Here is a 25,687-nt window from a genome sequence, read left to right as displayed (position 1 = left end):
GCAAGCTGCCTGCCCCTTGTACGTAAAGGGCCTGGTAAATCGACTCGTGGCTAATAGTCATGGACGTATTATCACCCCACAGTGCAGCCAACCTGTCACTGGCCTGACGCGGCGAGGCGCCACGGTTGAGCAGATTGACAACCTGGGCGCGTAAGAATCGATTGTCATCGAGTTTGCGCGGCTTTGGACGAGCAATACGCCCGCGGCTGGCCTGATCAGCGTGATAGGCATCGTAGATACCATCGACGCTGTTGCGTGCGATTTCACGACTGATAGTGGATTGACTACGACAGACTATCTGGGCGATACGCCGGTGCGAATGACCTGCCCGCAGGCAATCGGCAATAATTAAGCGTTCGGCCAGCCCTAGCCGCCGACCAGTACCAACACGAGATACATCACCAGGTGTTATCCGGCTGCGGGTATTCATAGTGGTTAAACTAGCCCGCCGGTTATACACCGTGGTTGTGCACACCCCAGCCTGCGCGGCAATCTCGGCAACACTATATGAGCCGGCCATAAGCATCTCGTAGATCACGCGATGCTTATCCATCATCGATAACTTCGGGTAGTGCGATTGGTGCTGGATCTCAATTCCGGCTTGTCGCGCCCACCGCCTGACTGTTGGTGAGGGAATCGCTAAATCGCGCCCAACTGTGCTTGCTGATGCCCCGTTGGCAATGTGTTGAAGCGCAATGGGTTTGATGGCACTGTATTTCGTTCGGCGGGTTTGCTTCACTACTTCTCCTGGTCGAAAGTGGTGATGCATTCACCGCCTGAACCTACCGCCCGAAAAATGGCTTGAAAGTGTCATAAACTCAGACAGTTTCACATTTGCAGCCCCTGAGTTTTCGGGTTGACAGTTTTGCCACGTAACCCCGTAACCCCGGGCTGTGGTGCTGCCGCGGTTGGGGTCTGACTAGTCGCTATCTTGAGAGTCAGACACGCTCTTTGGCTATCAACCCTGAACGGCGGCGAAAAGTAGGCCCAGAAGCCAATGACAAAACCCTCCCTCGCCCGGATAACTCCAGGTGAGAGAGGGTTTCTACTTGGTCGGGGTAGCGGGATTTGAACCCACGGCCTCTTCGTCCCGAACGAAGCGCGCTACCAAGCTGCGCCATACCCCGAGGCCGCAGACACGAACTGGGAACATACGTCTCAGTGCTGTGCTTGCGAGGACTTACTTTAGCCCGACGCTGAGTCAGAATGCAAAACGCCTGCTTAACGGGCTGTGGGAACAAGCCGCGGTCTCCGCCGCGCCCTTACAAACTACGAACTGCACCCCGACGGACTACGAACTACGAATCCCGCTCCACAACCTCAATCAAGGTCGCGGATGGGCGGCAGAACAAGCGCACCGGAGCGTAAGGGGAAGTGCCAAGGCCATTGGAGACATGCAGCCATGTCTTCTCGGTCCAGCGCGACAACCCCGAGGCCCGCGAGCGGTCGATACCGCAGTTGGTCACAATGGCCTTCCCGCCGGGCAGGCACACCTGGCCACCGTGTGTGTGACCAGAAAGCACCAGGTCGTAGCCGTCTTCCGCAAAAGCATCCAACACGTGGGGCTCTGGCGAGTGCGACAGGCCGATAGCGATGTCGGCATCCGCATTCGGAGCACCGGCGATCTGCGAATAATCCTCCAACTCGTGATGAGGGTCATCTACACCGGACAGCGCCACCTTCACGCCACCCGCCACAAACTCCAGCCGGGCATGGGTGGCATCCTGCCAGCGGTGCTCGATAAACGCAGCGCGCATGCCGCGCCACGGCAGTTCGACGCGTGAGGGCTTGCGCTTCTTGCCTGTCAGGTACTTCAGCGGATTGACAGGCCGTGGCGCGAAGTAGTCATTCGTACCGAACACGAAGGCGCCCGGACGGTTCAGTAGGGGGCCGAGCGCTGCGAGGACACTGGGAACGGCCTTGTCGCTGCCCAGGTTGTCGCCGGTATTAATCACCAGGTCAGGGTTCAGAGCATCGAGGCTGGCAACCCACTTCTGCTTCAGCTTCTGGTCGGGGAGCATGTGGAAGTCGGAGACATGCAGAATCCGGAAAGGCTCACCCTCGCGCTTTCCCGCCCGGGCGAGCGTGCCGGGTGCCAGCACGGGAACTTGCACACGGTGGAGTTTAAATGCGCGCAATTCGATTTGGTTCGCGTAGAGGAACGTCGTCAAGCCAAGCGTGGCGAGAGCTGCGGCAGACCGCAGAATTCGGTTGGGAAAAGCGCGCGATGTCATGACAGAGACACTATCAACTACAGCGGTAGTCTAGGGCATATGAGTGAACTGAAGAACACAATTGTCTCCGATATGACCGCCGCAATGAAGGCCCGCGACAAGGAAACCGTTGCGGCGCTGCGCATGCTGAAGGCCGCTATCCAGACTGAGGAGGTTTCCGGCTCCAAGCGTGAGCTCACCGATGACGAGGTGCTGCGTGTGATCGAGCGGGAGGTCAAGAAGCGTCGCGAGTCCGCTGAGATGTACGCCGAGAACGGCCGCCAGGAACTTGCCGACGCCGAGCTCGCCGAAGCAGAGGTTTTCGCCCGCTACCAGCCGGAACAGCTTGACGACGACGCCGTGAAGAACCTCGTTGCGGAATCCGTGGCCGAGGTTGCTGGCGATGACGCGCCGAGCATGAAGATCATGGGCCAGGTTATGAAGGTGGCTAAGGAAAAGGCCGCTGGCCAGGTCGATGGCAAGCGGCTTTCCGAGGCCGTTAAGGCTGCCCTGCAGGGCTAGCGCGACCTTTCGCCGTTTTCCCTTTTCGGCGATAAGCGTTGGAGCTGCCTTCTAGGGTGAACTAGAACGGCAGCAGCGGAATCAGATCCCGCAAGCTCGGCGCTGGCGGAGTGTTGGGACGAGGGAACTGCGGTAGTGGATCCGGCCGGGTCGTCGTCGAGTCCGGTCGCGGCGACGGCGCCGGTGGCGGGGTCGGACGGCGCGTGCCATCGGCCACGCGAATCGTGACGGTGCCGCCCTTGAGAAGCAGCGGCGGCTGATCCAGCCCGACCACGATTCCTCGCGACTCGCCTGTGAGGGAGACTGTGCGTTCCTCTACCTTGTAGCCGGCCTTCTTAAGGGTCTCTCGAGCCTCGGCCTTCTGCATGCCCACCACATTCGGCATTTGGGTGATAGAGGTACCCAGTCCGTAGTCCGAATCCAGTGGTGGGAGGTTCTTTCCGCCATAGTCCTCGATAACCGGGCCGACTGCGCCGAACCATGTCCGCGCGGGCTCGCGACCACCAAAGAGGTTGCCGTTCGGGCACTGGCGCAGCGGCGACGTGCACAGCTCCGTGACAGTCGGGGTGTCGTTGTAGGCGTACACCGATCCGGCCAGGCCGCCGGTGAAGCCCAGGAATGCCGCGGACTGGTTCGACTCGGTGGTACCGGTCTTAGCCGCGACTGGGCCTTCCCAATTCAGCTCTTTCGCGGCATCCTTCGCGGTGCCATCGGTGGCGTCATTGCTGAGCGCATTAGCAATCGCGTGCGCGACACCCGGCTCCACTGCCTGCTCGCACGGTGGCACATTCAGCTTGACCGCATTGCCCTTGGAGTCCGTGATCGACTCAATTGGAGAGGGTTCGCACCAGCGGCCATTGCTGGCCAGGGTGGCAGCGACATTGGACAGCTCAAGGTTATTCACCGCCGTCGGACCCAGCACGAATGAGCCGAGCTTATGCTCCGAGACATAGTCCGCCACCGAGGACTCACCATCAAAACTGCCCGGCTCCGTGTATGAGCGCATGCCCAGGCGTACCGCCATGTCCATCACGCCATCAACGCCGACCAGCTCCGAAATCTGAATAAAAGGCGTATTCGGCGACCGTGCGAGCGTCTCACGCAGCGACATCGACGGCGGGAAACTGCCCACGTTCTCCACGCAGTACAGGCCCGGCGGGCAGCCCTCCGCGCCACCGGTGCCCAGCCCGGAGGCCTCATAACGACGCGGCACCGGGAAGTTGGTGTCAATACCAAGCCCCTTTTCCACCGCCGATGTCGCCGCGAAAATCTTAAAAATCGAGCCCGCGCCATTGCCTACCGGCGTAAATGGCTGTGGTTGCACGGTCTGCATTTGCTCCGCATCGAGGCCGTATACGCGTGACGACGCCATCGCGAGCAACTTCCTGGAGTCATCCCCAGGCTCAAGCAAACTCATAACCTCGGCTGCGCCATCCGCAGTCGGTGACGCCTGCTGACGCAGAGACTCCTGCACGCTGTCCTGCACACGCGGGTCCAGTGTGGTCTTCACATGGAAGCCACCGCGCTTGAGCTTCTCGGTCTCAATACCGTGGTTCTCTAAGTAGGAGACCACATAATCACAGAAGAAACCCCGATCGCCCGCCGCGATACAGCCCTGCGGCAGGCGCTGAGGCTCCGGAAGAATACCGAGATCAGCTGCCTTGGCGTCCTGAGCCTCCTGCGGGCCAATTGCTCCCGTGGATTCCATGGCCGCAAGCACGTCGTTACGCCGTGCATGCGCACCTTCCGGATTTGTATACGGATCGAGCCCGGAGGACTGCTGAACCATGCCCGCGAGCAGAGCGGCCTGCGGGACATTCAGATCGGACGCGGGAATGCCGAAGTATGTCTGAGCTGCAGCTTCCACGCCGAACGCGCCGTTGCCGAAGGGGACCAAGTTCAGGTACTTAGTCAGAATCTCGTCTTTCGTCAGCTCATCTTCCAGGTCCAACGCGATGCGAATCTCGCGGATCTTGCGACCATAATCCGTGGCAGTAGCAGCGCGGCGCTCCGACTCCGACTCTGCGTCCACCAGCAGCGTGTGGTTCTTAATCAACTGCTGCTCAATTGTGGAGGCGCCTTCCTGCACCGACTGGGACATGAAGTTCTTTACCGCCGCACGAGCAGTGCCCTTCCAGTCCACACCAGAGTGCTCATAAAAGCGCCTATCCTCCACGCTGACCAGCGCGTCCTTCATAGCGGGCGAGATGCGTTCCGACGGCACACTAAACCGCCGCTGATCATAGAGCCACGCAATTGGCTGATCATTCCGATCCGTAATAGTGGTGACCCCTGGTGCGTCCTTAGAAATCACCGACCGCGACGCCGACGCGAATTCATCAGCCGTGCGCGCGACGAGGTAGGCCGAGCCGCCCACAAGAGGAAAGAGGGCGCTGGCCACAATCAACGCAGCCAACACAGTGGCAACGGAGAGCTTGAACAGCGTCGAACCTTTATTCACAGCAATCACACTACAAGGTAGGGCGGATTGAGCCGAAGTGAGTTTTCGAAAATCCGCCTAGAGGCATGCCCGGCGAGCCCAGAAAAACGCCTGGCGAGCGGGGGCGGAGTGCTACGAGCGCCCTTACAATACCGGGCAACTCGTCGTGTGGTGGTTTCCGGAAAAAGATTTTCATAGTGACGCAAATCACCCCCGTGCTTTTGTTGGAAAAAGTTGCCCCACCTGCATTGTTGTATTTAGAGCTGCGCCACGTCCACCCTCCCAGTGTGACCCAATCGACATTATTTGGGTGGTGTGAATAGACTTACAACAAAATTTCAGCACTATTTAGTTGAAACTATTTCGAAATAACGAAAATCGCAGGCACGAGGAGGCTACAATGACCGCCACGATTCCCGATCGCAACCGCACTGCTACTACGCCAGACTACGAGCTCGGTGTAGAGAGCTTCCGCGATCGTCAGGAGTGGGTCCCGCGCGCTAAGTGCCGCGATATTGACCCGGATAAGTTGTTCGTTCGCGGCGCCGCACAGCGCGAAGCCGCAGTTATCTGCCGCCACTGCCCAGTGGTTCTGCAGTGCCGTGCCGACGCTCTGGATAACCGCGTCGAGTTCGGCGTCTGGGGTGGCCTGACCGAGCGTCAGCGCCGCGCAATGCTGCGCGAGCACCCGGAAATTACTTCGTGGGCCGACTTCTACGCTGAGCAGTACGCAGCTCAGCGCAAGGCAAAGCTGGCTAAGTAAAAACCGAACTTAGACCGAAGTAAAACTGAACCCCCAGCGCGCGAGGCTGGGGGACAGATAAAGTAGCTTCCATGACTACTAAATGGGAATACTTCACCGCACCGCTGCTCATTCACAACACCAAGGCCATCCTGGACAACTTTGGTGAGGACGGCTGGGAACTCGTCACCGTTCTCCCGGGCCCGACCGGCGAAAACCACGTTGGTTACTTCAAGCGCCCGAAGACTGACTAATTACCTCGGTGTCTAGTACCTAACTAACAACGGCGGTTGTGCTTTCGATTGGCAGCTGACTCACGGTTGGCTGCCATCTTTCTTTGGCCGGCTTTATTCGCCGGACCCCTAGCCGCCGTGGAAAGGCTTAACTTAAATGAGCAACTCTGAATCTCGCACTCCTTCCCAGGCCCTCGAGGACCTGGGGCTTACCTTGCCTGCCGTTGCCGCGCCAGTTGCGGCCTACGTACCCGCAACGCGCACGGGCAACCTTGTTTTCACTTCCGGTCAGCTCCCATTCGTTAACGGCGAGCTCACCCACGTCGGCCACGTCGGCGCAGAGGTCACTGCTGAGGAGGCCAAGGAGGCCGCCCGCACCTGCGCTCTCAACGCTTTGGCCGCAGTCGATGCCGAGGTCGGTCTCGACAATGTCACCCGCATCGTGAAGGTCGTCGGCTTCGTCAACTCCGCCGCTGAGTTTACCGGTCAGCCAGGCGTTATCAATGGAGCCTCGGAACTCTTCGGCGACGTCTTCGGCGAACGCGGCCAGCACGCTCGCTCGGCAGTGGGTGTGAATCAGCTTCCGCTGGACGCACCCGTGGAAGTTGAAATCATCGTTGAAGTAACCCAGTAGATGCTGTATTTGCTGTCGTGACCAGTGGGGATGTTGCGTTCTCCGGGTCGTCGTAAAGCGTGCTTACACCCAAATGAGCCGAATTGGAGGGCGTAGCGCGCTCCCCGGATTGCGCAACCACGTAGGATAGAGGACATGGAGCATCCTGCGTATAGCCAACTGCGTCAGATTTCTCAGTCTGTGGGCGTCGTTCTGTGCCCGAACCCCAGCTACTCTTCGCTGGAGGGTACGAACTCCTACGTTATTAAGGCTGAGGGGGATAGCCGCAGCATTGTCATCGATCCGGGTCCGGAGGACGAGGGACACCTGAACGTCCTGCAGCGTTATGCCGGCGACGTTGCGTTGATTCTGCTGACGCACCGTCATGGCGACCATGCTGATGGCGCCGCACGTTTCCGCCAGCTCACCGGCGCGCCGATTCGTGAGCTGGAGTCTCAGTACTGCGCGGGAGGTCAGGATCCGCTTGTCGACGGCGAACGTATCGTCCTCGACGGAGTGACTCCGCAGATTGAGGTCGTGGCAACCCCTGGTCATACCGCTGATTCCGTCTGCTTCTTCATCCACACTGGTGATGGCGAGGACGATGTTGAAGGCATCGTTACCGGTGACACGATCGCTGGCCGCCACACCACTATGATTTCGGAGACCGACGGCGACCTGGGTAAGTACATGGAAACCCTGAAAATGCTGGATTCGCGCGGCAAGGGTGTTCGTCTGCTGCCTGGTCATGGCGCTGACCTGCCGGACATCACTGTAATGACGCAGAAGTACATTGAGCGTCGTAAGCTGCGCCTTCAGCAGGTGAAGGATGCCGTTGCCAAGCTGGGCGACGAAGCTACGGTCGACCAGATTGTGGATGAGATTTACACCGATGTCGATCCGGTGCTGCGTCATGCTGCTGAGCAGTCGACGCGTGTGACCCTGCGCTACCTGCGCGATCACGGGGAGTAGTTGCTGGGCTTCGGCTTCGGCTTGGGTTTTGGCTTCGGCTTGGGCTTTGGCCAGTTGCTGGGCTGGTCTGGGCTGGGCTTAATTGAGGCTTGGCTGAAGCCGAGCTTGAGTGAAGCTGAGCTTGACTTGCCGCATGAAAAGAGCGTGTGACCTGCAGTTTTGCGGGTTGCGCGCTTTTTGTTTGGGGTAGTGCTGGTTGGGGTGGGCTAGTGCCGGTTGGGTGGGTTGGCCTCGTCGGGGGGCAGCTCAATCACTTATCGATGAGGTATCCACTTGTCGATGAGCTATAGCGCGCGCACAAGTGAACAGCGCATCGATAAGTGATTGATGCAAGGAGAAATCGGTGAATGGTGCATCGATAGGTGCCGGGAAAGCATCGATAAGTGGCAGAAAAGCGTCGATAAGTGCGCCAAACTTGGCCGGCATGCCAGGTCAGCATGGCAGGCCGGCATACCAGGTCAGCATGCCAGGCCAGCGGGGGAAGACAACAAAAATCCCGCGAGCCTCATGCGTTTCATGTGCTCCTACGGGAACCGAGGATCCAAAAGCAGAGGCTGCGGGATGTGAGTCGTTTGGGCAGCGCCGCAAGCGCCACAAGCTAACGTGCGCCACAAGCTAACGTGCGCAACAAGCTAACGTGCGCGGCGGGCCAAACGCTCCGTATCGGAGATGAGCACGGACTTGCCCTCAAGGCGAATCCAGCCGCGGTGGGCGAACTCTGCCAGAGCCTTGTTAACGGTCTCTCGGGAGGCGCCGACGAGCTGTGCGATTTCCTCCTGAGTCAGGTCGTGGTTCACGCGGAGAGCAGAACCTTCCTGAACACCGAAGCGATTGGCCAGCTGAAGCAGGGACTTAGCAACGCGACCAGGGACGTCGGTGAAAATGAGGTCAGCCAGTGAATTGTTGGTGCGGCGCAGACGGCGGGCCAGCATGCGCAGCAGCTGAGCTGGAACATCAGGGTGCGAACCAACCCATTCCTGCAGCTGATCGGCACTCATGGACGCGGCGGAAACTTCGGTGACGCAGACCGCCGAAGAGGTGCGCGGGCCCGGGTCGAAGATGGAGAGCTCGCCGAACATGTCGGACGGGCCCATGATGGTCAACAGGTTTTCACGACCGTCGGCTGAGCGACGAGCCAGCTTCACCTTGCCATCAATAATGATGTAGAGCCGATCGCCCGGCTCACCCTCATTGAAGATGGTGGTTCCACGCGGGAAGCGAACCGTCTCGAGCTCGCCGAGCAAGGCCTGCACAGCCTCCTGGTCGACTCCCTGAAATACACCGGCCCGGGAGAGAATCTCCTTGACGTCATCCACGGTAAAATTCTCCTGTCTTGGGCCACTAACCACCGTAAATACAGGCCAGCAGCCGCCAAATTAGCACTCGACTACAGATTGCAGTGGCCAAACAGGAAGAGAAACTACCCCGTCCCACTAGTCCCACTACTTTCGGTCTTTCCCGGTAACGCCGCTGCCAGCCTTCAAGGCAGGTTCATCCCTGGGCGAATTTCACGACAAATCGCCTCTACAGATGCATCCCAAAACTACGCCGTCACCAAGATGTGATAAGCACCACTGTAGCAAAAGAGCCACTGCGCCTGTGGGGAATTCTGGTGAAAAGCCGCTGAACTGTGTATTTATAACTAACAATTCGCTAACGGTGTTCCAAGATGTGGTGGGGCATGACTTCTTTGGTTTTTGACCGAATATGCCCGAGCTGCTACCGGTTCCATCCGCATCCCGGACGAATCTAAAGATTCAGCTCGCGAAAGGTGCGCACGCGAATTGCAATCCGGGGTAGCCGATACACTACGACCATGGATACGACCGGCAAGGCATCGTCGTTAAGCACGCACCAGATAAACAAACCCCAGCCCACGCACCCGCAGGGATCCCTGACGTCGAAGAAGCGTCGGGCGGTGGGGGCGCATCCGGCGGCGCGAGGGAAGGAGACGCGCCTGGGTATGGTGCGGCGCGCGCGGCGGATTAACCGCACGCTGGCGGTGGCGTACCCGAATGCGCACTGTGAGCTGGACTTTCGTAATCCGTATGAGCTCGCGGTGGCGACGATTCTGTCGGCGCAGTGTACGGACGTGCGGGTGAATATGACCACGCCGGCGCTGTTCGCTAGGTACCCCAGCCCTGCCGATTTGGCGGTTGCGAATCAGGAGGAGGTCGAGGAGCTCGTTCGGCCGACGGGTTTCTACAGGAATAAGGCTGCGAACATCATCGGTTTTGCGCAGGGGGTGATGGAGCAGCACGGCGGCGAGGTGCCGGGCACGTTGGAGGAGCTGGTGAAGCTGCCGGGCGTGGGGCGAAAGACGGCAAATGTGGTGCTGGGGAATGCTTTTGGGGTGCCGGGTTTGACGGTCGATACGCATTTTGGGCGTCTGGTGCGGCGCATGGGTCTCACAGAGCAGGAAGATCCGGTGCGCGTGGAGCACGAGATGATGGAGGTGCTACCGCGCGCGGAGTGGACGTGGTTTTCGCACCGGCTGATTTTCCACGGTCGCCGGGTGTGTCATTCGCGTCGGGCGGCGTGCGGGGCGTGCTTCTTGGCGGCAGATTGCCCGTCGTATGGCGTCGCGGGGCCGGCGGAGCCGGAGACTGCGGAGAAGTTGATTAAGTCAGACGACAGGGAATGGCTTCTCTACCTGGCCGGTCTTAATGACGGCTACAGTGGGGAGGAACTTTCCGCGCTTGACGACGGGGATAGCGCGCGCATCACCACAGCGACACAGGACTAGTCGAGGAGCACTTTTCGTGAATGAGCAGGGCGGTCATAGTCACAATGGTGGCCACTATGAGGATCGGCAGGCGGACGTTAACCGTTCGGCATCGCTGATTACGCTGCTCATCGCGGGAATTAGCATTGTGGGTCTGGTGATTTTCGCGATTGTGAATACCACTGGTGGCAATGACGAGGCCGACGGTGGTGGGACCGGATCTGGTGTGAGTGTCGGTGCGGATGGCGCTGGCAATGGTGATGGCGCTGGCAGTGATGGTGAAGTGGATGGTGCACCGGCAGCGCCAGCGATGTCAAAGGATGAGATCGCGGCGGTAGCGGGTAGTGGCTCACTGACCGGTGTGCGCTTGCCGCTGTTGGCGGAGTCGGGAGACTCAGCAGGCCAGGACAACGAGGCTGGGCAAGTGGAACTGGTGGACATGGGGCAGGTCGTCGCGGGCAAGCCGACGGTGCTTAATGTCTGGGCGTGGAACTGTGCGCCGTGTCGCCAAGAGCTACCGCTTATCGAGCAATGGGCCAAGGACAACCCAGATGTGCAGGTGGCGACGGTGAATGCGGCTCGCGAGGCGGGGCGTGGCCAAGCCTTCCTGCAGGAAATCGGAGTGAAGCTACCGACCTACTCGGACACGGTCGACGTGGTCGGACCAGCGTTGAATCTACCGCGAGTTGTGCCCATCACCGTGGTGTTTAAGGCAGATGGCACGGTGGCGGCCATTCATCCTGGTGAATTCACCGATGCGCAGCAGATTACTGATCTCGTGCGAGGTGCATTGAAGTGACTCAGGGACAGTCGTGGAATCGTGACGCAAGCTCGGGGCTGTATCTGCCGAAATGGTTGACCAATAGTTTGCCGCCGCACCTGGTCAGCGCTGATCACGACGCGGCAGGTCACGCCAGCAGCGCCAGCCACGCCAGCAGCGCCAGCCACGCCACAACAGGCCACTCGGAGCAGCAGGTGGCCGGTCGCTCCGCTTCGTCGTCAAGCGTGAAGCGTGCGTTTGCGAAGTTGCGGCGAGACTCCTCGACGCAGGAGAAACCGTTGCGGAATCCGGCGCGGTCGGCGGTGTTGGTGCTGATCAGCGGTGATGCGGAGGCGCACCAACGGCCGGAGGATGCCAGCGTGGTGCTTACACACAGGGCGACAACCCTGCGTAAGCATGCAGGCCAGATGGCTTTTCCGGGCGGTCGTGTCGATCCCGAGGACGTGGATGAAATCGATACCGCGCTGCGTGAAGCCGAGGAAGAAACCGGCCTGAACCGAGAGACGGTGACACCGGTGCGGGTGCTGGACTCGATTGACATTTCGCGGACTGGCTTCGCGGTGAATCCGGTGTTGGCGTATTGGCATGCACCGCATCCGCTGCGTGTGGTCGACCCTGCAGAGACGGAATCGGTGCTCAATGTGCCAATTAGCCACCTGACGAATCCGGACAACCGCATGATGCTGGGCTATCACGGCTGGACAGGACCGGCATTTAAGGTTGGTGACTTCGTCGTTTGGGGCTTTACCGGCGGCGTGCTGTCCTACTTGCTAGACGTGGCCGGCTGGTCGGAACCGTGGGACGACACCAACGTGCAGAAACTTTTGCCGGTGCTCGCGCGTTCCGCTAATGGTGAAAAACTGTCCGTACTGAAGGGAGGCCGACGATGATGCCTGCAATCGCTGTGTTTGACGTTGCGCTGCTGGCGGTCTTCATTTTCGCGCTTATCGTCGGCTGGCAGCAGGGCGCCGTCTCGTCGATTATGGCCATTTTGGGCGTTGTCCTGGGCTTGGTCATTGGTGTGCCCTTGGCGCCGCTAGCTATGGCGCAGGTCGAGAACCAGTCGGGAAAGGTTCTTCTGGGCCTCGGCACGGTGATTCTGTTGGCGTTGATTGGTCATGCGGTGGGAACAGTGGCAGGGCAGTCGCTGCGGAATACCATTCGCTCGCCGCTGGCAGTCGGCCTGGATTCTAGCCTCGGTGCCATCGTGCAGTCCGTGACTGCGCTGGTAGTGACATGGATGATTGCCGTGCCGCTGGCCACCGCCGTGCCCGGGCAGTTCGCCGACTGGGTGCGTGAGTCCAAGGGCATGAACCTCATTGACCAGGTCGCGCCCGACGAATGGAGCGACGGCTTCAGTGGCATCCTCCGTCAGCTTCGCGATGATGGAATGCCCGCCATCGCTCCGCCATTCGGCTACAAGCAGAACGTCCCCGATGAACCCGCCGACCCCAACGTGATTTCACAGGGTGTCGTCGACAGTATTCGACCGTCCATCGTCCGCGTCTTGGGCGAAGCCCCGCAGTGTGAACGCTTGCTGCAGGGTACTGGCTTTGTCATCGCGCCGGATCTGATTCTGACAAACGCGCACGTGGTCGCCGGTGCCACCACTGTTCGACTGGAAACCGTGGTCGGCATGGCTGACGCGAACGTCGTGCACTACGATCCGCTTGACGACGTCGCCCTGCTCCGAACCACCGACCTACCCCTGGAGCCCATGCAGTGGGCGGATCAGGAAGCTCGTCCGGGCGATGACGCGGTAGTGCTGGGCTTTCCCGAGTCCGGGCCCTTTAAGGCCACACCTGCGCGCGTGACGGAGAACATCATTATTCGAGGCCCGGATATTTATTCGTCGACTCGGCACGAGCGTCAGTCCTATGTTCTGAAGGCAGATGTGCGCCACGGCAACTCGGGCGGCCCATTGATTACGCCGCAGGGTCAGATTCTGGGCTTGGTCTTCGGTGCCGGTGTGAATAATGACCAGACTGGTTACGCGCTGACGCACGCCGAGGTCCAGCCACACATTGATGAGGCGATGGATAACTACGGGGCGATCGGCACGCAGCAGTGCGTGGCAGGGTAAGCGGAAAGTTGTGTGTCTATGGGCAGGTCAGCCCCAGCCGCAACCGCAGGAGAGTTCCGGCTAACCCCAGCCGAGCCTGAGTCTAAGACCCCTCCGGCAACCAGTGCAGGTGATCCCTGATTGCCTGCACCACAGCCTGAGGTTTCTCTGCCGGCAGGAAGTGCCCACAATCCGGCACAACGCGCACGTGGGTGGAGCTGAGCTCCACTAGCGCACGTGGGGTACGAGTGTCCTGCTCGCCGACGAGCAGCACCGTGTGCTCATCGTTTTTCGACGGGCCCTCCATCGCACTCAACCACTTGCGGAAAGCGGCCGGAGCCGGCCGCGTCCACCAATTCATGTGAGCCAGTGCAGGGCGGAGTGCACCACTGGCCAGACTGTCAGCCATGAGTTCCGCGGTCTGTTTTCCCTCGGAGGTCTCGGCGAACCCCTCCCCGGTGGTGGACATGGACTCGCGCACGATGCGGTCAATGAGCCGCTGCTGGCGAGCCTCAGCCGCCTGCGTGCTGAACTTATTGCGACGCAACTGCGGTACCCGTGGCCGCGAGTCCCACCACGAACGGCGCAGCAGCGGGGCCAGGCTACTGCGGAAGTCCTCCGACCACGGGCTCTTCAACTGGTTGAGCCAGACCTTTGGATGCGCAGCACCACAACCAATAATTCCGGCAACAAGGTTCGGCTGCCGCGAAGCCAACGTCCACGCCACCCAGGTGCCGAACCCCTGACAGACCAGCAGCGCGGTCGAATGCCCCAACGAGCGAATCGATGAGGCGATGTCCTGGGCCGCCTCAAACGGATCGTAGCCTTGCGGTGTTCGGTCGGACTGACCGTAGCCACGCATAGAGATAGCCACAGCGTGCACGGGGAGGGGGCCTCCCGAGTCGTCGTTAAGCAGTGGCAAAACCTCGCGCCATTCAAACCAACCGCCAGTCGAGCCGTGAATAAACAACACGAGCGGATCGGAGGGGCGGCCGCACTCGGCGATGTGTAGGCGCTGGCCGCGGACGTGAATGAGACGATGACGCCAGGGGCCAGTGAGAGAATCGCTGAGGGAGGTCATGAGGCGAAAATACCTTATCCGAAGGGCTTAAACCGGGACTGAATAAGACAAAAGGGCGAGACCAACAAGTCCCGCCCAATTTCTTTCAAGCCTTTAGGTGTACATACCGTTCGACTGCGAAGACTTCTTCGCCGACCCCGACGGCACGACCCCCTTCAGCTCCTGCATCGACTCGATGGTCTTCTCCGGCTTGCGGATCGACTTGACCTTCTTCAGACCCAGCAGTGCTGCCACACCGGCGATGACCAGCATCAGAACGAAAACGATGAGGAACGCAGCCCAGGTTGGCAGCCAAACATCCAGCAGCCAGCCGAGGAAGAAGAAAAAGAAGAACGAGGAGTACAGCGCGACGACGCCGGCAACCGCGAAGAAGCCACCGCCAACTGCGCCCTTCTTAGCCTCGCCAGCAATTTCAGCCTTGGCCAGCTCAATCTCAGAGCGAACCAGAGCGGAAATCTGCGAAGAAGCATTAGACACGAGCTGGCCGACGCTAGCATCACCCGAAGCGTTGCTATCCACATCACTCAGCGGGATAGCGGTAACACGCGGTTCGGTGCCGTCGGTAAAGAGACCCTTCGTATCGTCGTTGCTCACGTGTACTTCCTCCTACGCAGATGGTTGGAAAAGATGGTTTGAAACTTTAAAACTGCAGTTACAAACTGCCATACTACCTCTGATTGTGGGTAGAGCGCGCCATAAGGGCGAAAAAGCCAAGAACTCGTTGAAGTTTTTCTCATCTTTGACCATTTCTATATAAGTTTGTCACTTACTTAGCGGTGAAGAATTAGGGTGTGGGATATGAACAATCAGCCTGAGAACGTGCGTGGAGCCGATGGAGTTGGTGCCGGTGCTGGCAATGGTGTCGGCAATGGCGCCGGTGTCGGAAAGGGTGGCCTAGCTGGCATGAGCCTGGGTGTGTCCTCCGTGTCGGCGAAGAAGCGCGCAGAGCGTGAGGCAGCGCAGGCGAAGGCATCTGAATCGGGTGCCGGTGGCGCTGACAGTGCTCCCGCCGCTGCTATTCCGCAGCTTGACCCCAAGGACCCCCTCGCGCCCCTGTGGCAGCTCGACGGCGTTGCGCACGCGGCTGATGTCGCGGCCAAGGCTATCCAGGCCGTCCACAGGCACAAGGCCAACCTGCGCAAGCACAACGTCACCGGCTCCGAGTCGGTCCTGCGTGGCGCGCGGGCATCGGCGTGGCTAGAAGGCGGCGAGCCATCGCTTCCCGACGACGGCAACATCACCGACCCCGTGCTCGCAGCAGCCCTGCGGGTTGCCGACACCATTTCCCCGGAGTCAATTGGCGAGACCACTCGCGTGTGGCAGCGCGCTCCGCAGCAAGTGCTGGCCAAGTTTGCGTTGAACGCATCGCCCGCAGGTGAAACTGAAGACGGTTCCGAAGCGCGGATGAAGGCCGGCCGTCCGGTCGGTGACGACAAGCTCTCATCCGCGATGAAGGAGCAGCGTCTGCACGTGCTCGGTGACTTCATCACTGGCCGCAGCCAGATCCATGCTGGCGTGCTCTCGGCGATTGTGCACGGTGAGCTGCTGACCCTGCGCCCCTTCGAGTACCACAACGGCATCATCGCCCGCGCCGCCTCGCGACTGACGACTGTCGCAACCGGCCTGGATCCGCGTGGCTTGGCCGTGCCTGAGGTCTACTGGACTCGCCACCGCCAGGAGTATGTCGAGGCCGCAGAGGGGTTCGCGTCGGGAAGCGCCGATGGCCTGCGTGCGTGGATTCTCCTGCACCTGGAGGGGCTGAAGGCCGGTGCCGTGGAAGCGCGCGGTATCGCCGAAGCGGTGTAGGCGGGCCGGCTGCCGGATGATGGGTTAGTCGGCCTTTGGCTCGTCGTCGTTTTTGCGCAGTGCCAATAGCGTCGCACCCGCGCCAAGCGCCAGTGTGACGCCGGCAAGAATTGCAGCATTGCGTTTCGACGGCGCGCGAAACAGCGGGACGGGATTCCGAAATTGGCGCACAGGCCACTCACGTTCCGTCGCAATCTTGCGCAGAGCGCGATCGGGATTGACCACAACGGGATGGCCGACTGCAGACAGCATGGGCTCATCAGTGATGGAATCCGAGTACGCAAAGCATTCGGCCAGGTCGAACTGGCGCTTTTCCGCTATCCGACGCATCTGCACGGCCTTGTTTTCGCCTCGGCAGAAGAACTCCGTTTCACCCGTGAAGAGCCCATCGCGGACCTCCAGCTCGGTGGCCACCACGTTGTAGACACCGAGCGCCTGCGCAATGGGCTCAACAATCTGCCGAGCCGATGCCGAGATAATGAACACCTGATGCCCCTGTGCGCGGTGTTCACGAATGAGCTCCAATGCCTCGGCGTAGATGTACGGCGTGATGTTCTGCTCTAGGGTTTCGATGGCGACCTGGCGCAGCTCCCTGGCGCTGTGACCAGCGATAAGGGCGGAAAACTGCTCGCGGGTGGCCTCCATTTGCGCCTCATCGTGCCCCTGCGACATGTACAGGGCATGGCTGAGCGCCATTTGCAGCATGTCCGTCGGCGAAATGATGCCGCGCTCGAGGAATTGCTTGTTGAACGCATATGCCGAGCTCTTGGCAATAATGGTTTTATCCAGGTCAAAGAACGCAGCGACGCGAGAGTCAGCGGTGGCGTGGAGGCCTGCAGCGATTTGGGCATCTTTAGAGCTGCTCGTGTCCGTAGAAGCGCGCGGCTGCGGCGTTGTTGAAGCCTTGTTCTCGCCGGTGTTCATAGACTCCGAGCTTACCCATGGATGTCGGGCTCGGGGAGAGCATTATGAGTGTTTAACTGCTGGGTGGGGGACTGGGGCGATTGGGGCGGTGGCGGTCGTGGGGGCTTGGCGGCGATTGGGGCGCGGCATTTCCTGGGCGCGATTAATCGAGGAAACGTGACATCGAACATATTGGGCATTAAATCCTTTGTAAGGTATTTGCAGATTCCTCGGGATATGTAATACTTGGACGTGGCTGGCCCCTTCTTGTTCTTTTTAGAAACAGACTGCGAGGCCGCCCCGGCTCAATCCCCCCCCCGAGCCGGTTAAAGACGCCTCGCGCCAATCCCCCCCCGGCGCGGGGCGTCGCCCCTTTTTGGCCCAATGTTGAGGGGTACGTAGTAAAAATTGCGGGCTGCAAATGTGAAACTGTATGAGTTTATGACACTTTCAAGTCATTTTTCGTGCCATTTTTGTCATAAACACAGTCACTAACTCGCATCGACCCAACGCCACCTGACATAAACGTAGTCACTAACTTGCATTGGTCAGGCCGCGCAGTAGCCAGGTCGCGCAGTAGCCATAAGGCAAAGGCGACGTGGCATTCTGCAGTTATCCACAGTCTGAAAATTATCCACAGACAGCGAGGTTTTGGCCCCTTGTGGGCATCATTGAATCCGCCCTGTAGTGCACGCTATGGCCATGGCAATCAAGAAACTGTCCATGGCTCATCGAACTGAGGCTCCAACAAATCCAGTAGTCAACGCCGTCGATGATGAGGCGCTGCGTGAAGAGGTTGCGCTCATAGTCGCTGCTACCGGTCGTGACTGTGTGCAGGAGACCGTGCCACCTGTGGCTGCAGCGCCAGTGGCCGCACAAACATTTGCTTCGCCGCCAGCATCAGCCACAGCGTTAGCCCCATCGTCAGTATCGACAGGAGCGGGAGTTTCATCGGCCCTGTGGCGTCGGGCACCAGCGGTGTTCGTCGATGCACCGGCAGCCCGAAGATTAGCCGGACGGCCTCATAGTGAGGGAGCAATCTTCCTGGTCCGCAGTGATACTGAGGAGGAAGATGCGCAGGTAGCGAAGGTTTTAGCTCCTGTTTACAGTGCTAGTTTGCCCGCGGATAACGTCGATATTGTCGAGCTGCTCGGCCGTGGCGACGTACGCCCGGATGCTCCGAATCCCACCGATCACCAAAACAGCTCGAGCCTCCTGAACCACCATCAGAACCCAGCGTTACCTGCAAGCACCGACGTGATTACAGCGCCAGGTACAGAACCCGTACCGAACGTGCCGGCAACTACAACCGATGCCACGGCAACGTGCCTGATGTTGGTTCCTGCGGTCGGCGGTGCCGGTGCTTCCATCGCGGCGGCAGCAAGTGCATTGGTTCTTTCCCGTGAAAGGCCCATCTGTTTGGTGGACTCGGACGCACTGGCAGGAGGCATTGATCTGGTGCTCGGGATGGAAACGGAACCGGGACTGAGGTGGCAGGACTTCTCGGCTGCTGATGGTCGTCTCGACGGGGCGGCACTCTACGAAGCACTGCCATCCTGCCCGCGATCACCCGCTCTGAAAGTGTTGACGTGGACTCGCAGTCGCACGCCCGAGACGACTTACAACCACGCCTCTGCGAACAACAAATTCGACAGCGCCGACAGAACCGACAGGCCCGACGATGTCCGGCACATTGCCAGCACCATTAGTTGCCTTATTCATGCCGGAATTACGGTCATCGTGGACTGCCCGAAGCAGGTGGAGTACGTCACCACTCTCGGCGCACTTGCCGATGACACCGTCATAGTCCTGCCCACCTCCGTTCGAGCTATCGCAGCCGCTGGCCCCTTGGCGAGCATCTGTGCACAGGCGGGGTTCACCCCAAATCTTGCAGTGAGGTACCAGCAGCACCGCGATATCAGTGTCGAAGAGGTGGAATACGCTCTCGACCTGCCCATTGTTGGTGAGATTGAGTACTGCAAGAAGGTAGCTCACGAGATAGATGTGGGCGGGCTCGCTGGAACCGTCGGCAAGCTGACGCGGGGATTGGAAGCGATGTTTGCCCTTGTCGGCGGTGGTGGCGATGGATGACGTCAGGCTGTTGGCGGCGGTGCGGACGGCGCTTGCGGAGCGGCCTGGGGTGGCATCGCATAGCGAGGTCGCCGACATAATTCGCGCAGAGACCTCGGGGGTTGTCTCCGATGTGAAGGTGCTGGAGATTCTGCGCACGATTCGCGAGGAAACGGTGGGCGCGGGTGTGCTCGATGCGCTGTTGCGACGCCCGGGTGTCAGCGATGTGCTGGTCACCGCGCCGGGCGAGGTCTGGGTCGACGCCGGCAACGGACTGGAGCGCGCCGAGATTTCCTTCGCGGACGAGGGTGAGGTGCGCGCGTATGCGGTGCGGCTCGCGTCGCGGTGTGGACGAAGGCTTGACGACGCGCAACCCTGGGCCGACGGCCATATTCCTGGTGGTGTCGGCGGCTGTGGTGTGCGAGTTCATGCGGTGCTTTCACCACCGTCGGCGACCGGCACTCAGATTAGCCTGCGGGTGTTGCGTCCGGCTCGTCGCGGACTTGCGGAGCTATGCGATGTCGGGCTATTTCCGCCGGAGATTCTGCCGGTGCTCCGGGGAATTGTGGCGGGACAGCTGTCATTTATTGTTGCCGGAGGCACGGGTGCGGGAAAGACCACGCTATTGGCGGCGATGCTCTCAGAAGTTAATCCTGACCAGCGCATTGTGTGTATCGAGGACACTCCGGAGCTGCAGCCTCAGCATCCGCATGTGGTGAAGCTGGTGACCAGGGCCGCCAACCTGGAGGGCGCCGGTGCGATTGGACAGCAGGAGTTGCTGAAGCAGGCGTTGCGCATGCGTCCCGATCGCATTGTCGTCGGTGAGATTCGCGGCGCCGAAGTGGTGGATCTGCTGGCAGCGTTGAATACGGGGCATCGCGGTGGGGCGGGGACAATTCACGCCAACCGCATCGGGGATGTCGTCGCGCGCTTTGAGGCCCTGGGGCTGATCGGTGGCCTTGGTCGCGCCGGGCTGCATGCGCAGTTGGTCTCGGCGGTGCAGGTGGTGTTGGTGGTCGAACGCGCTGATGTTCGCAGGCTGGCACAGATCGGGCTGCTACGCGGTAACCCACCGGAGGTGGTGGAGGTCTGGACTGCTCGGGATGGGCCTGGGCCGGGGTGGGAAGCGTTGCAGAAGTTGCTGGTCGGCGGGGAATAACCGGTGGAATACCCGATGGAATGACTAGAGGAAAAGTCAGGGGATTAGACGGGGAGATTAACAGCTATGGGGGAAGGGTTTAGCGTGGCGATGCTCATTGGGGGAGCGGCTGCAGCAGTCGCTATCTGGCCGGACAGCTCGGCGGCGGTGCGCTCGCGAGCACTGGCAGGCCGTGCCCGCGAGGTGTCCGGCGGGCTGAAGTGGTTGCAGCGCATGGTTGGACTTGGTGCTGGTTCCACGGGGTCGCGTGCAGCAAGCACTGGCAGTGCGAATCGAACTGCAGGGCTATCAATCCTCATCGCTGCAGGCCCGGCGCTCGTGTTGCTGTGGCTCGCCGGGATTCCAGGCGTTGTAGCCGGGCTGTTGCTGGGCCGTACCGCAGGGGCAGTAGTGCGCGCTGTGAGGGAGAGGCGCTGTGGACGTCGGGAAGCGGACAGCGCTGCGGTAGCGCTGGAAACTTTGACCGCGCGGCTGCGCGCAGGAGCGGCGGCATCAAGAGCACTCAACGCGGCAGCGGCGGAATTGCGCAGGTCAGGGGATGAGACTGTGTTGGCTGACCATCTCGCGCACGCGGCGCATCGCGCGAACTTCGCCGACCCGTGGGAGAGCGAAGAGTCTTCGGAGCAACTGCGCCGGATTGGGCGTATGTGGACGGTGGCGCAGCAGCACGGTCTGAGTTTGGCTGGGTTGCTGGACTGCGCGCGGGGTGATTTGCAGGCTCGTCAGGCGCATCGCTCACAGACGTCTGCTGCGCTGGCGGGACCGCGCATGACGATCGCCATCTTGGCTTCACTGCCGGTGTTCGGTTTGGTCATGGGGCAAGCGTTCGGGGCTTCCCCATTCGAGTTCCTCAGTCGCGGCATCGGAGGAATTGTGCTGGTCATCGGTGTCGGGCTGGTGTGCGCGGGCATCGAATGGGCGGTTGCCATCATCGATCGCGCGGAGGCCGGACAGTGATCGCCGCCGCACTTCTCATCGCCGTCTACCTCTGCTTGCCGACGTTCAATCCCGTCCGCAGCCGACTGCCCGAATTGGTAGCCGAGTCGGATGCTCGTGTGCGAGGAGGCGTACGCCGACAGGTGACCAATCGGGTGGCGCAGATTGTCGCACAGGTGCGGGAACGTGTGCGAACTGTCATTGGCGGTGAGCGCATCAGCTCGGCTGTGCTGCTCGATGCCGCAGCGGCCCTGGACATCATTGGCGCTTGTTTGAGCTCCGGTATGCCGTTGTCGCAGGCCATGGCAGCAGCTGCCGATGGTGCAAACCCTGAGCTGGCCGAGCCACTTCGACAGTGCTCCGCCAGGTTGTCCGTGGGCGCGCACTCAGCTTGGGACAGCCTTGCTGCCACACCCGCGCTCGTGCCTCTGGCGACGGCTGGGCGCCGCGCAAGCGAATCCGGCACCGTTCTGGCGCAGGCGTTGGAGGACACCGCTGCCATGTACCGCAGTCAAGCGCACGATGCGGCGCAAGCCGTCGCCGAAAAGGCTGGTGTCCTCATTGCCGGGCCGCTGGCGTTGTGCTTTCTACCCGCGTTTGTGGTGCTGGGTTTGGTGCCCACCATCGCTGGGCTTGCCGACGAAATGTTTGCAGGACTGATGCCGTCATGAAGCGTGGACACTTCTGCGCCAAGCCCCGCGCGCTGGCACGCGCCGGATGCAGTGCTGGTTGCGCTCTCAGCTGTGACTTCGGTTGTGCGCGTGGTCCGCCTGCCGCGCCGCAATCCAACCCGCATCAACCCGCATCAACGCGCGTCAATGCACATCGCACCTCACAACTGACCTGTCACTCGACATCCACACAGGGGGAGACACTCATGACCACTCAAAACTCCAACCATCCGACCAACCTTCCAACCAACTCTTCAACCGATCCGCTGACCGCTGCGCAGTCCCAGCTGCGCTCGTATTTGCACAAGCGTCTGCACGCTCTGGCAACTGAGGAAAACGGCATGTCAACCGTGGAATATGCTCTCGGAACTATTGCGGCCGCCGCTTTCGGAGCCCTGCTCTACACCGTCGTGACCGGCGGCGATATCACCCAGGCGCTCACCGACATCATCGAAAGGGCGCTCAACACCGATGTCTAGCCGCATCCGCTCTACGCTTCATCGCCTGTGCGTCGGCGACGAAGGCCAAACCACGGTAGAAACCGCTTTCGGTCTCGCGGCACTGGTCACGGTCATGGTCACAGCTCTGTCCGGGCTGGTCACCATCGCAATGTACCTAGGGCTTACCGACGCAGCCGGAGCCATCGCACGGGCTGAGGCGCGGGGCGATGCGGAGACAGTAGCCGAGCTTCGCGCAGACGCGGATGGGCAGGTCGCGATATCGGAAACCTCCGGTACCGTGCGCGTGACCATTCGGCGCTCAGCGGGGCCATTTTCGCTGGAAGCACGCGCGGTCGCACTGCGGGAAAGAGCGGCATCGTCATGAGAAACGTGACAGCCCGCCTTCTCCGCGAAGAAGAAGGTTCCACCACGGTCGCAGCCGCACTGTTCATCGCCGCTTTCGTCGTTCTGACTTTGGTCGGAGTTACGGCCGGGGTGAGGGTGGTGCAGGCGCGGCAGGCAGCGGTAGCAGCGGATCTGGCCGCGGTGGCCGGCGCCGTGGCTGCGCAAGAGAGCGACGACGCCTGCAAAGCTGCGGGGTCAATCGCAAAAGCTAACCACGCACGCCTTGTGGCCTGCGAGATTGATGGGGAGGACGTGCAGGTCAGCGTCCAACGAAAGGAGAGAAAAGCCACGTCCAGAGCAGGGCCGGTAGCGGTGGAGGATGCTGCTACTGGCCGTCGTTAAGCGCGCGCGACACCCCACTGAGCACCTTGATTGCGCCGGCCTTGTCCAGCGGATCGTTGCCATTGCCGCACTTGGGCGACTGGATGCACGATGGGCAGCCGGATTCGCACTCGCAGGCGGCGACGGCATCGCGGGTTGCGCGAATCCACTGAGCGAAGGCCTCGTAGCCACGGTCGGCAAACCCCGCACCACCAGGGTGCCCGTCGTACACAAAAACGGTGGGCTGCTGGGTATCGGCGTGCATGACCGTGGAAACACCGCCGATGTCCCAGCGGTCGCAGGTGGCAATCAGTGGCAGCATGCCGATAGCCGCGTGCTCGGCTGCGTGAAGAGCCCCCGGCGCGATGTCGGAGCCCACGCCCCAGGAGCGCAGGGTGGACTCGGGCATTGTGTAGGCCACGGCGCGCGTGACCAAACGTTGCGGAGGGTAGTCAAGTTCAACACTGTCGAGAATCTCGCCGGTATCCAGGCGACGAAGATAGGAGGTGACCTGGTGAAAGACCTCGACCTGGCAGGAGGCGACCTGTAGGCCCTGGTAGTGGCACATATCGTCAACGTCCAGAATGCGGATGGTGGTGTCCATGCGCGAGCTGGTGGAATAGCGCGGCTGCTCGGGGTGGACCAGGGCGACGAGGCTGTCGAAGTCCAGCTGGTCGACAAGGTAGGACTCACCGCGGTGCAAGTAGACGGCACCGTCGTGGACCTGCTGCATCGCACGGCCAAGATCGATGGTGCCAAGCAGTCGACCATCGGTCTGGTCGACGATAGCTACTTCCTGGCCATCGCCGCCACGGACGTTCACGGCATCGTGAGCAGTGGCGATACGCGGCCCTTCATCGCGGTCGGTTGGGTAGTAGACGGGTTCTTGTCCTTCCCAGGTGCGCTTGCGCAACCATCCCGCGGCCACCATGTCTTCGGCTACGGGTAGGGTTCCCCACGCTTGAAGCTGACTGGTGGTTACGGGTTTCTCCACAGCCGCGCAGTAGAGGTGTGACCACACCACATGTGGGTTGCGGGGATCGAAGACGGTCTTCTCCACCGGCCTGCCCAGCAGTGCGGACGGGTTGTGGACCAAGTACGTGTCCATGGGGTCATCACGAGCCACCAACACCACCAGCGCTCCCTGGCCACGACGGCCCGCGCGGCCGGCCTGCTGCCAGAAAGAAGCGACCGTGCCCGGGAAACCGGCCTGCACCACCGCGTCGAGGCCACCGACGTCAATGCCCAGCTCCAGTGCATTGGTGGTGGCCACACCTAGCAGAGTGCCGTCATCGAGCATGCGCTCGATGTCGCGGCGTTCTTCGGCCAGGTAGCCGGCGCGGTAAGACTCGATGCGCTCGGCGATATCGCTGCGGTGGCGCTTCTCCAGGCGCTCGCGCACGCCGAGCGCTACCTTCTCGGCACTGCTCCGCGAACGGGTGAAGGTCAGGGTGCGGGCGCCCTCGACAAGCAGGTCGGCCATGATATCCGCGGCCTCGGTCGGGGCGGGGCGGCGCACGGGTGCGCCGTTCTCGCCTTGGAGGTCGGGGAGCAGGCCGGGTTCCCACAGGGCGATCGTTCGCTCGCCGACCGGGGCGCCGTCTTCGGTGATGGCCTCGACAGGCTCGCCGATGAGGCGACGAGCCTGGTCAGCGGGGTCGTTGGTCGTCGCAGAGGCAAAAATCACGGTCGGCGAGGCACCGTACTCGCGGGATAGCCGCAGGAGGCGACGCAAAATCTGAGAGACGTTGGCGCCGAACACGCCTCGATAGGCATGGCATTCGTCGACGACGATATAGCGCAGGTTGCGCAGCATCCGCGCCCACCGAACATGGTTGCCGAGCACCGAAACATGCAGCATATCGGGGTTGGTAAACACCCAGCGGGCATGGTCGCGGATGGCGCGCCGGGCGTCTTGTGGGGTGTCGCCGTCGTAAAGCGAAATCAGCGAGCTCAGCGACACCGGCGCCATCGCGCGTGCAGTGTCCAGCTGATCGGCGCCCAGCGCCTTGGTCGGAGAGAGGTACAGCGCGGTGGCCGCGGGGGTGGCGGACAGTTCTGTGAGCACGGGCAGCAGGTAGCCGAGCGATTTACCCGACGCCGTGCCCGTCGCGACGACGCAGTGCACGCCCTCGCGGGCGAGGTTCGCGGTTGTCGCCTGATGAGTCCACAGGTTCTCAATTCCGCGATCTACCAGCACTTCTCTTAGCCAACTTGGCACCCACTCAGGCCAAGGCGCAGTCACGCCAGCGCGTGCAGGAAGATCCGCAATGTGCGTCACCGTCGCCCGCGGATGCGCACGAATAACCGGCCCCAGCAGCTCCCGCCCAAACGATTCCACCGACACCACCCTTTCCTGTAAACGCGCACTTCATATGCTTGACGACGCTTCCTATCAGCCACATTCTCGCTATTCGACACCCCAGTTTCTCCGGACTCCAAACACGGGTTTACGGGGGTGGCAAGAAGCTGTTCCTAATCGGCGCTCGCGCCCCAAACGTGGCAGACTTTTTGAGTGTATCGCCCGCCAAAGGGCACCCTGAAAAACCCGCACGAGGCGAAAGGGTGTTCTGGCCGTGTTTACCCCATCGT

26 protein-coding genes and 1 tRNA gene are annotated in these 25,687 nt (G+C 61.1%); 18 read left to right on the top strand and 9 right to left on the bottom strand.

Going from position 1 to position 25,687, the window contains the following annotated elements; translation table 11 throughout:
- From AB1Z34_RS04540 to AB1Z34_RS04530, 3 genes are all read right to left on the bottom strand, one after another.
- Positions 1–739: transposase (locus AB1Z34_RS04540; protein WP_367157975.1), on the bottom strand; the 739-nt coding region annotated here is incomplete at its 3' end.
- A 311-nt stretch (positions 740–1,050) separates the two neighbouring features.
- Positions 1,051–1,127 (bottom strand) — tRNA-Pro (locus AB1Z34_RS04535).
- 171 nt (positions 1,128–1,298) lie between these two features.
- On the bottom strand, positions 1,299–2,234 hold the full coding sequence (locus AB1Z34_RS04530) for a metallophosphoesterase (RefSeq protein ID WP_367157974.1): 936 nt from the start codon (positions 2,232–2,234) through the stop codon (positions 1,299–1,301).
- Positions 2,235–2,273: 39 nt separating this feature from the next.
- On the opposite strand from AB1Z34_RS04530, the gene AB1Z34_RS04525 reads away from it, so the two are divergent.
- Positions 2,274–2,735 (top strand): GatB/YqeY domain-containing protein, encoded by a 462-nt coding sequence (locus tag AB1Z34_RS04525; RefSeq protein ID WP_149421292.1) that lies wholly within the window; start codon positions 2,274–2,276, stop codon positions 2,733–2,735.
- A 61-nt stretch (positions 2,736–2,796) separates the two neighbouring features.
- On the opposite strand, the gene AB1Z34_RS04520 is transcribed toward AB1Z34_RS04525, so the two are convergent.
- Positions 2,797–5,196 carry a transglycosylase domain-containing protein gene (locus tag AB1Z34_RS04520; RefSeq protein WP_367157973.1) on the bottom strand — a complete coding sequence of 800 codons (2,400 nt, stop codon included), beginning with the start codon at positions 5,194–5,196 and terminating at the stop codon, positions 2,797–2,799.
- Positions 5,197–5,575: 379 nt separating this feature from the next.
- Here AB1Z34_RS04520 and AB1Z34_RS04515 point away from each other — a divergent pair, with 379 nt between their 5' ends.
- The 4 genes from AB1Z34_RS04515 to AB1Z34_RS04500 all read left to right on the top strand — a co-directional run bounded on the left by AB1Z34_RS04515 (position 5,576) and on the right by AB1Z34_RS04500 (position 7,735).
- On the top strand, positions 5,576–5,938 hold the full coding sequence (locus tag AB1Z34_RS04515) for a WhiB family transcriptional regulator (protein ID WP_005511664.1): 363 nt from the start codon (positions 5,576–5,578) through the stop codon (positions 5,936–5,938).
- A 71-nt stretch (positions 5,939–6,009) separates the two neighbouring features.
- The gene (locus AB1Z34_RS04510; RefSeq protein ID WP_141744780.1) at positions 6,010–6,171 is read left to right on the top strand and encodes a hypothetical protein; all 162 of its coding nucleotides are present in this window, start codon (positions 6,010–6,012) and stop codon (positions 6,169–6,171) included.
- A 136-nt stretch (positions 6,172–6,307) separates the two neighbouring features.
- Entirely contained in the window at positions 6,308–6,784 is a 477-nt protein-coding gene (locus AB1Z34_RS04505; RefSeq protein WP_049171093.1) for a RidA family protein, read from the top strand.
- Between the two features lie 135 nt (positions 6,785–6,919).
- On the top strand, positions 6,920–7,735 hold the full coding sequence (locus AB1Z34_RS04500) for an MBL fold metallo-hydrolase (protein WP_005511689.1): 816 nt from the start codon (positions 6,920–6,922) through the stop codon (positions 7,733–7,735).
- Positions 7,736–8,367: 632 nt separating this feature from the next.
- Here AB1Z34_RS04500 and glxR read toward each other — a convergent pair.
- A complete protein-coding gene (gene glxR, locus AB1Z34_RS04495; protein ID WP_005511668.1) occupies positions 8,368–9,051 on the bottom strand; it encodes a CRP-like cAMP-activated global transcriptional regulator GlxR in 684 nt (227 codons plus the stop codon).
- A 647-nt stretch (positions 9,052–9,698) separates the two neighbouring features.
- On the opposite strand from glxR, the gene nth reads away from it, so the two are divergent.
- Genes nth through AB1Z34_RS04475 form a run of 4 tightly spaced genes read left to right on the top strand, consistent with a single transcriptional unit; the run spans position 9,699 to position 13,324 of the window.
- Positions 9,699–10,481 (top strand): endonuclease III, encoded by a 783-nt coding sequence (gene nth / locus AB1Z34_RS04490; RefSeq protein WP_149421299.1) that lies wholly within the window; start codon positions 9,699–9,701, stop codon positions 10,479–10,481.
- 16 nt (positions 10,482–10,497) lie between these two features.
- Entirely contained in the window at positions 10,498–11,259 is a 762-nt protein-coding gene (locus tag AB1Z34_RS04485) for a TlpA family protein disulfide reductase (RefSeq protein WP_367157972.1), read from the top strand.
- Positions 11,256–12,131, top strand: a complete 876-nt coding sequence (locus AB1Z34_RS04480; protein WP_149421295.1) for a CoA pyrophosphatase — start codon at positions 11,256–11,258, stop codon at positions 12,129–12,131. The genes AB1Z34_RS04485 and AB1Z34_RS04480 overlap by 4 nt, the downstream gene beginning before the upstream one ends.
- Positions 12,128–13,324 carry a MarP family serine protease gene (locus AB1Z34_RS04475; RefSeq protein ID WP_149421296.1) on the top strand — a complete coding sequence of 399 codons (1,197 nt, stop codon included), beginning with the start codon at positions 12,128–12,130 and terminating at the stop codon, positions 13,322–13,324. Before AB1Z34_RS04480 ends, AB1Z34_RS04475 begins: the two co-directional genes overlap by 4 nt.
- 82 nt (positions 13,325–13,406) lie before the next feature.
- Here the strand turns inward: AB1Z34_RS04475 and AB1Z34_RS04470 are convergent, their stop codons facing one another.
- Together AB1Z34_RS04470 and AB1Z34_RS04465 are read right to left on the bottom strand one after the other, a co-directional pair.
- Complete coding sequence (locus AB1Z34_RS04470) at positions 13,407–14,384, bottom strand: alpha/beta fold hydrolase (protein ID WP_367157971.1); 978 nt, start codon at positions 14,382–14,384, stop codon at positions 13,407–13,409.
- A gap of 93 nt (positions 14,385–14,477) precedes the next feature.
- Positions 14,478–14,978 carry a phage holin family protein gene (locus AB1Z34_RS04465; protein WP_016421928.1) on the bottom strand — a complete coding sequence of 167 codons (501 nt, stop codon included), beginning with the start codon at positions 14,976–14,978 and terminating at the stop codon, positions 14,478–14,480.
- A gap of 204 nt (positions 14,979–15,182) precedes the next feature.
- On the opposite strand from AB1Z34_RS04465, the gene AB1Z34_RS04460 reads away from it, so the two are divergent.
- A complete protein-coding gene (locus AB1Z34_RS04460) occupies positions 15,183–16,190 on the top strand; it encodes a hypothetical protein (RefSeq protein WP_367157970.1) in 1,008 nt (335 codons plus the stop codon).
- A 24-nt stretch (positions 16,191–16,214) separates the two neighbouring features.
- Here the strand turns inward: AB1Z34_RS04460 and AB1Z34_RS04455 are convergent, their stop codons facing one another.
- Positions 16,215–17,114 carry an HAD family phosphatase gene (locus tag AB1Z34_RS04455; RefSeq protein WP_083308459.1) on the bottom strand — a complete coding sequence of 300 codons (900 nt, stop codon included), beginning with the start codon at positions 17,112–17,114 and terminating at the stop codon, positions 16,215–16,217.
- Positions 17,115–17,795: 681 nt separating this feature from the next.
- Here AB1Z34_RS04455 and AB1Z34_RS04450 point away from each other — a divergent pair.
- From AB1Z34_RS04450 to AB1Z34_RS04415, 8 genes are all read left to right on the top strand, one after another.
- Positions 17,796–19,184, top strand: a complete 1,389-nt coding sequence (locus tag AB1Z34_RS04450) for a hypothetical protein (RefSeq protein ID WP_367157969.1) — start codon at positions 17,796–17,798, stop codon at positions 19,182–19,184.
- On the top strand, positions 19,177–20,322 hold the full coding sequence (locus tag AB1Z34_RS04445) for a TadA family conjugal transfer-associated ATPase (protein WP_070642808.1): 1,146 nt from the start codon (positions 19,177–19,179) through the stop codon (positions 20,320–20,322). Before AB1Z34_RS04450 ends, AB1Z34_RS04445 begins: the two co-directional genes overlap by 8 nt.
- Before the next feature lie 66 nt (positions 20,323–20,388).
- Entirely contained in the window at positions 20,389–21,279 is an 891-nt protein-coding gene (locus AB1Z34_RS04440) for a type II secretion system F family protein (protein WP_367157968.1), read from the top strand.
- Entirely contained in the window at positions 21,276–21,929 is a 654-nt protein-coding gene (locus AB1Z34_RS04435; protein ID WP_367157967.1) for a type II secretion system F family protein, read from the top strand. Before AB1Z34_RS04440 ends, AB1Z34_RS04435 begins: the two co-directional genes overlap by 4 nt.
- A 3-nt stretch (positions 21,930–21,932) precedes the next feature.
- Positions 21,933–22,100, top strand: coding sequence for a hypothetical protein (locus AB1Z34_RS04430; protein ID WP_367157966.1), 168 nt, complete (start codon positions 21,933–21,935; stop codon positions 22,098–22,100).
- 95 nt (positions 22,101–22,195) lie between these two features.
- Positions 22,196–22,408, top strand: a complete 213-nt coding sequence (locus tag AB1Z34_RS04425) for a DUF4244 domain-containing protein (RefSeq protein WP_224433445.1) — start codon at positions 22,196–22,198, stop codon at positions 22,406–22,408.
- On the top strand, positions 22,401–22,754 hold the full coding sequence (locus AB1Z34_RS04420; protein WP_053092999.1) for a TadE family type IV pilus minor pilin: 354 nt from the start codon (positions 22,401–22,403) through the stop codon (positions 22,752–22,754). The genes AB1Z34_RS04425 and AB1Z34_RS04420 overlap by 8 nt, the downstream gene beginning before the upstream one ends.
- Positions 22,751–23,116, top strand: coding sequence for an Rv3654c family TadE-like protein (locus AB1Z34_RS04415; protein WP_367157965.1), 366 nt, complete (start codon positions 22,751–22,753; stop codon positions 23,114–23,116). The genes AB1Z34_RS04420 and AB1Z34_RS04415 overlap by 4 nt, the downstream gene beginning before the upstream one ends.
- Here the strand turns inward: AB1Z34_RS04415 and AB1Z34_RS04410 are convergent.
- The gene (locus tag AB1Z34_RS04410; RefSeq protein WP_367157980.1) at positions 23,100–25,436 is read right to left on the bottom strand and encodes a DEAD/DEAH box helicase; all 2,337 of its coding nucleotides are present in this window, start codon (positions 25,434–25,436) and stop codon (positions 23,100–23,102) included. The two genes, AB1Z34_RS04415 and AB1Z34_RS04410, sit on opposite strands and share 17 nt — an antisense overlap.
- Positions 25,437–25,687: the final 251 nt, after the last annotated feature.

Source organism: Corynebacterium sp. 045007, from assembly GCF_040743205.1.
Taxonomy (GTDB): domain Bacteria; phylum Actinomycetota; class Actinomycetes; order Mycobacteriales; family Mycobacteriaceae; genus Corynebacterium; species Corynebacterium jeikeium_D.
This window is presented reverse-complemented; position numbering and strand designations above follow the sequence as displayed.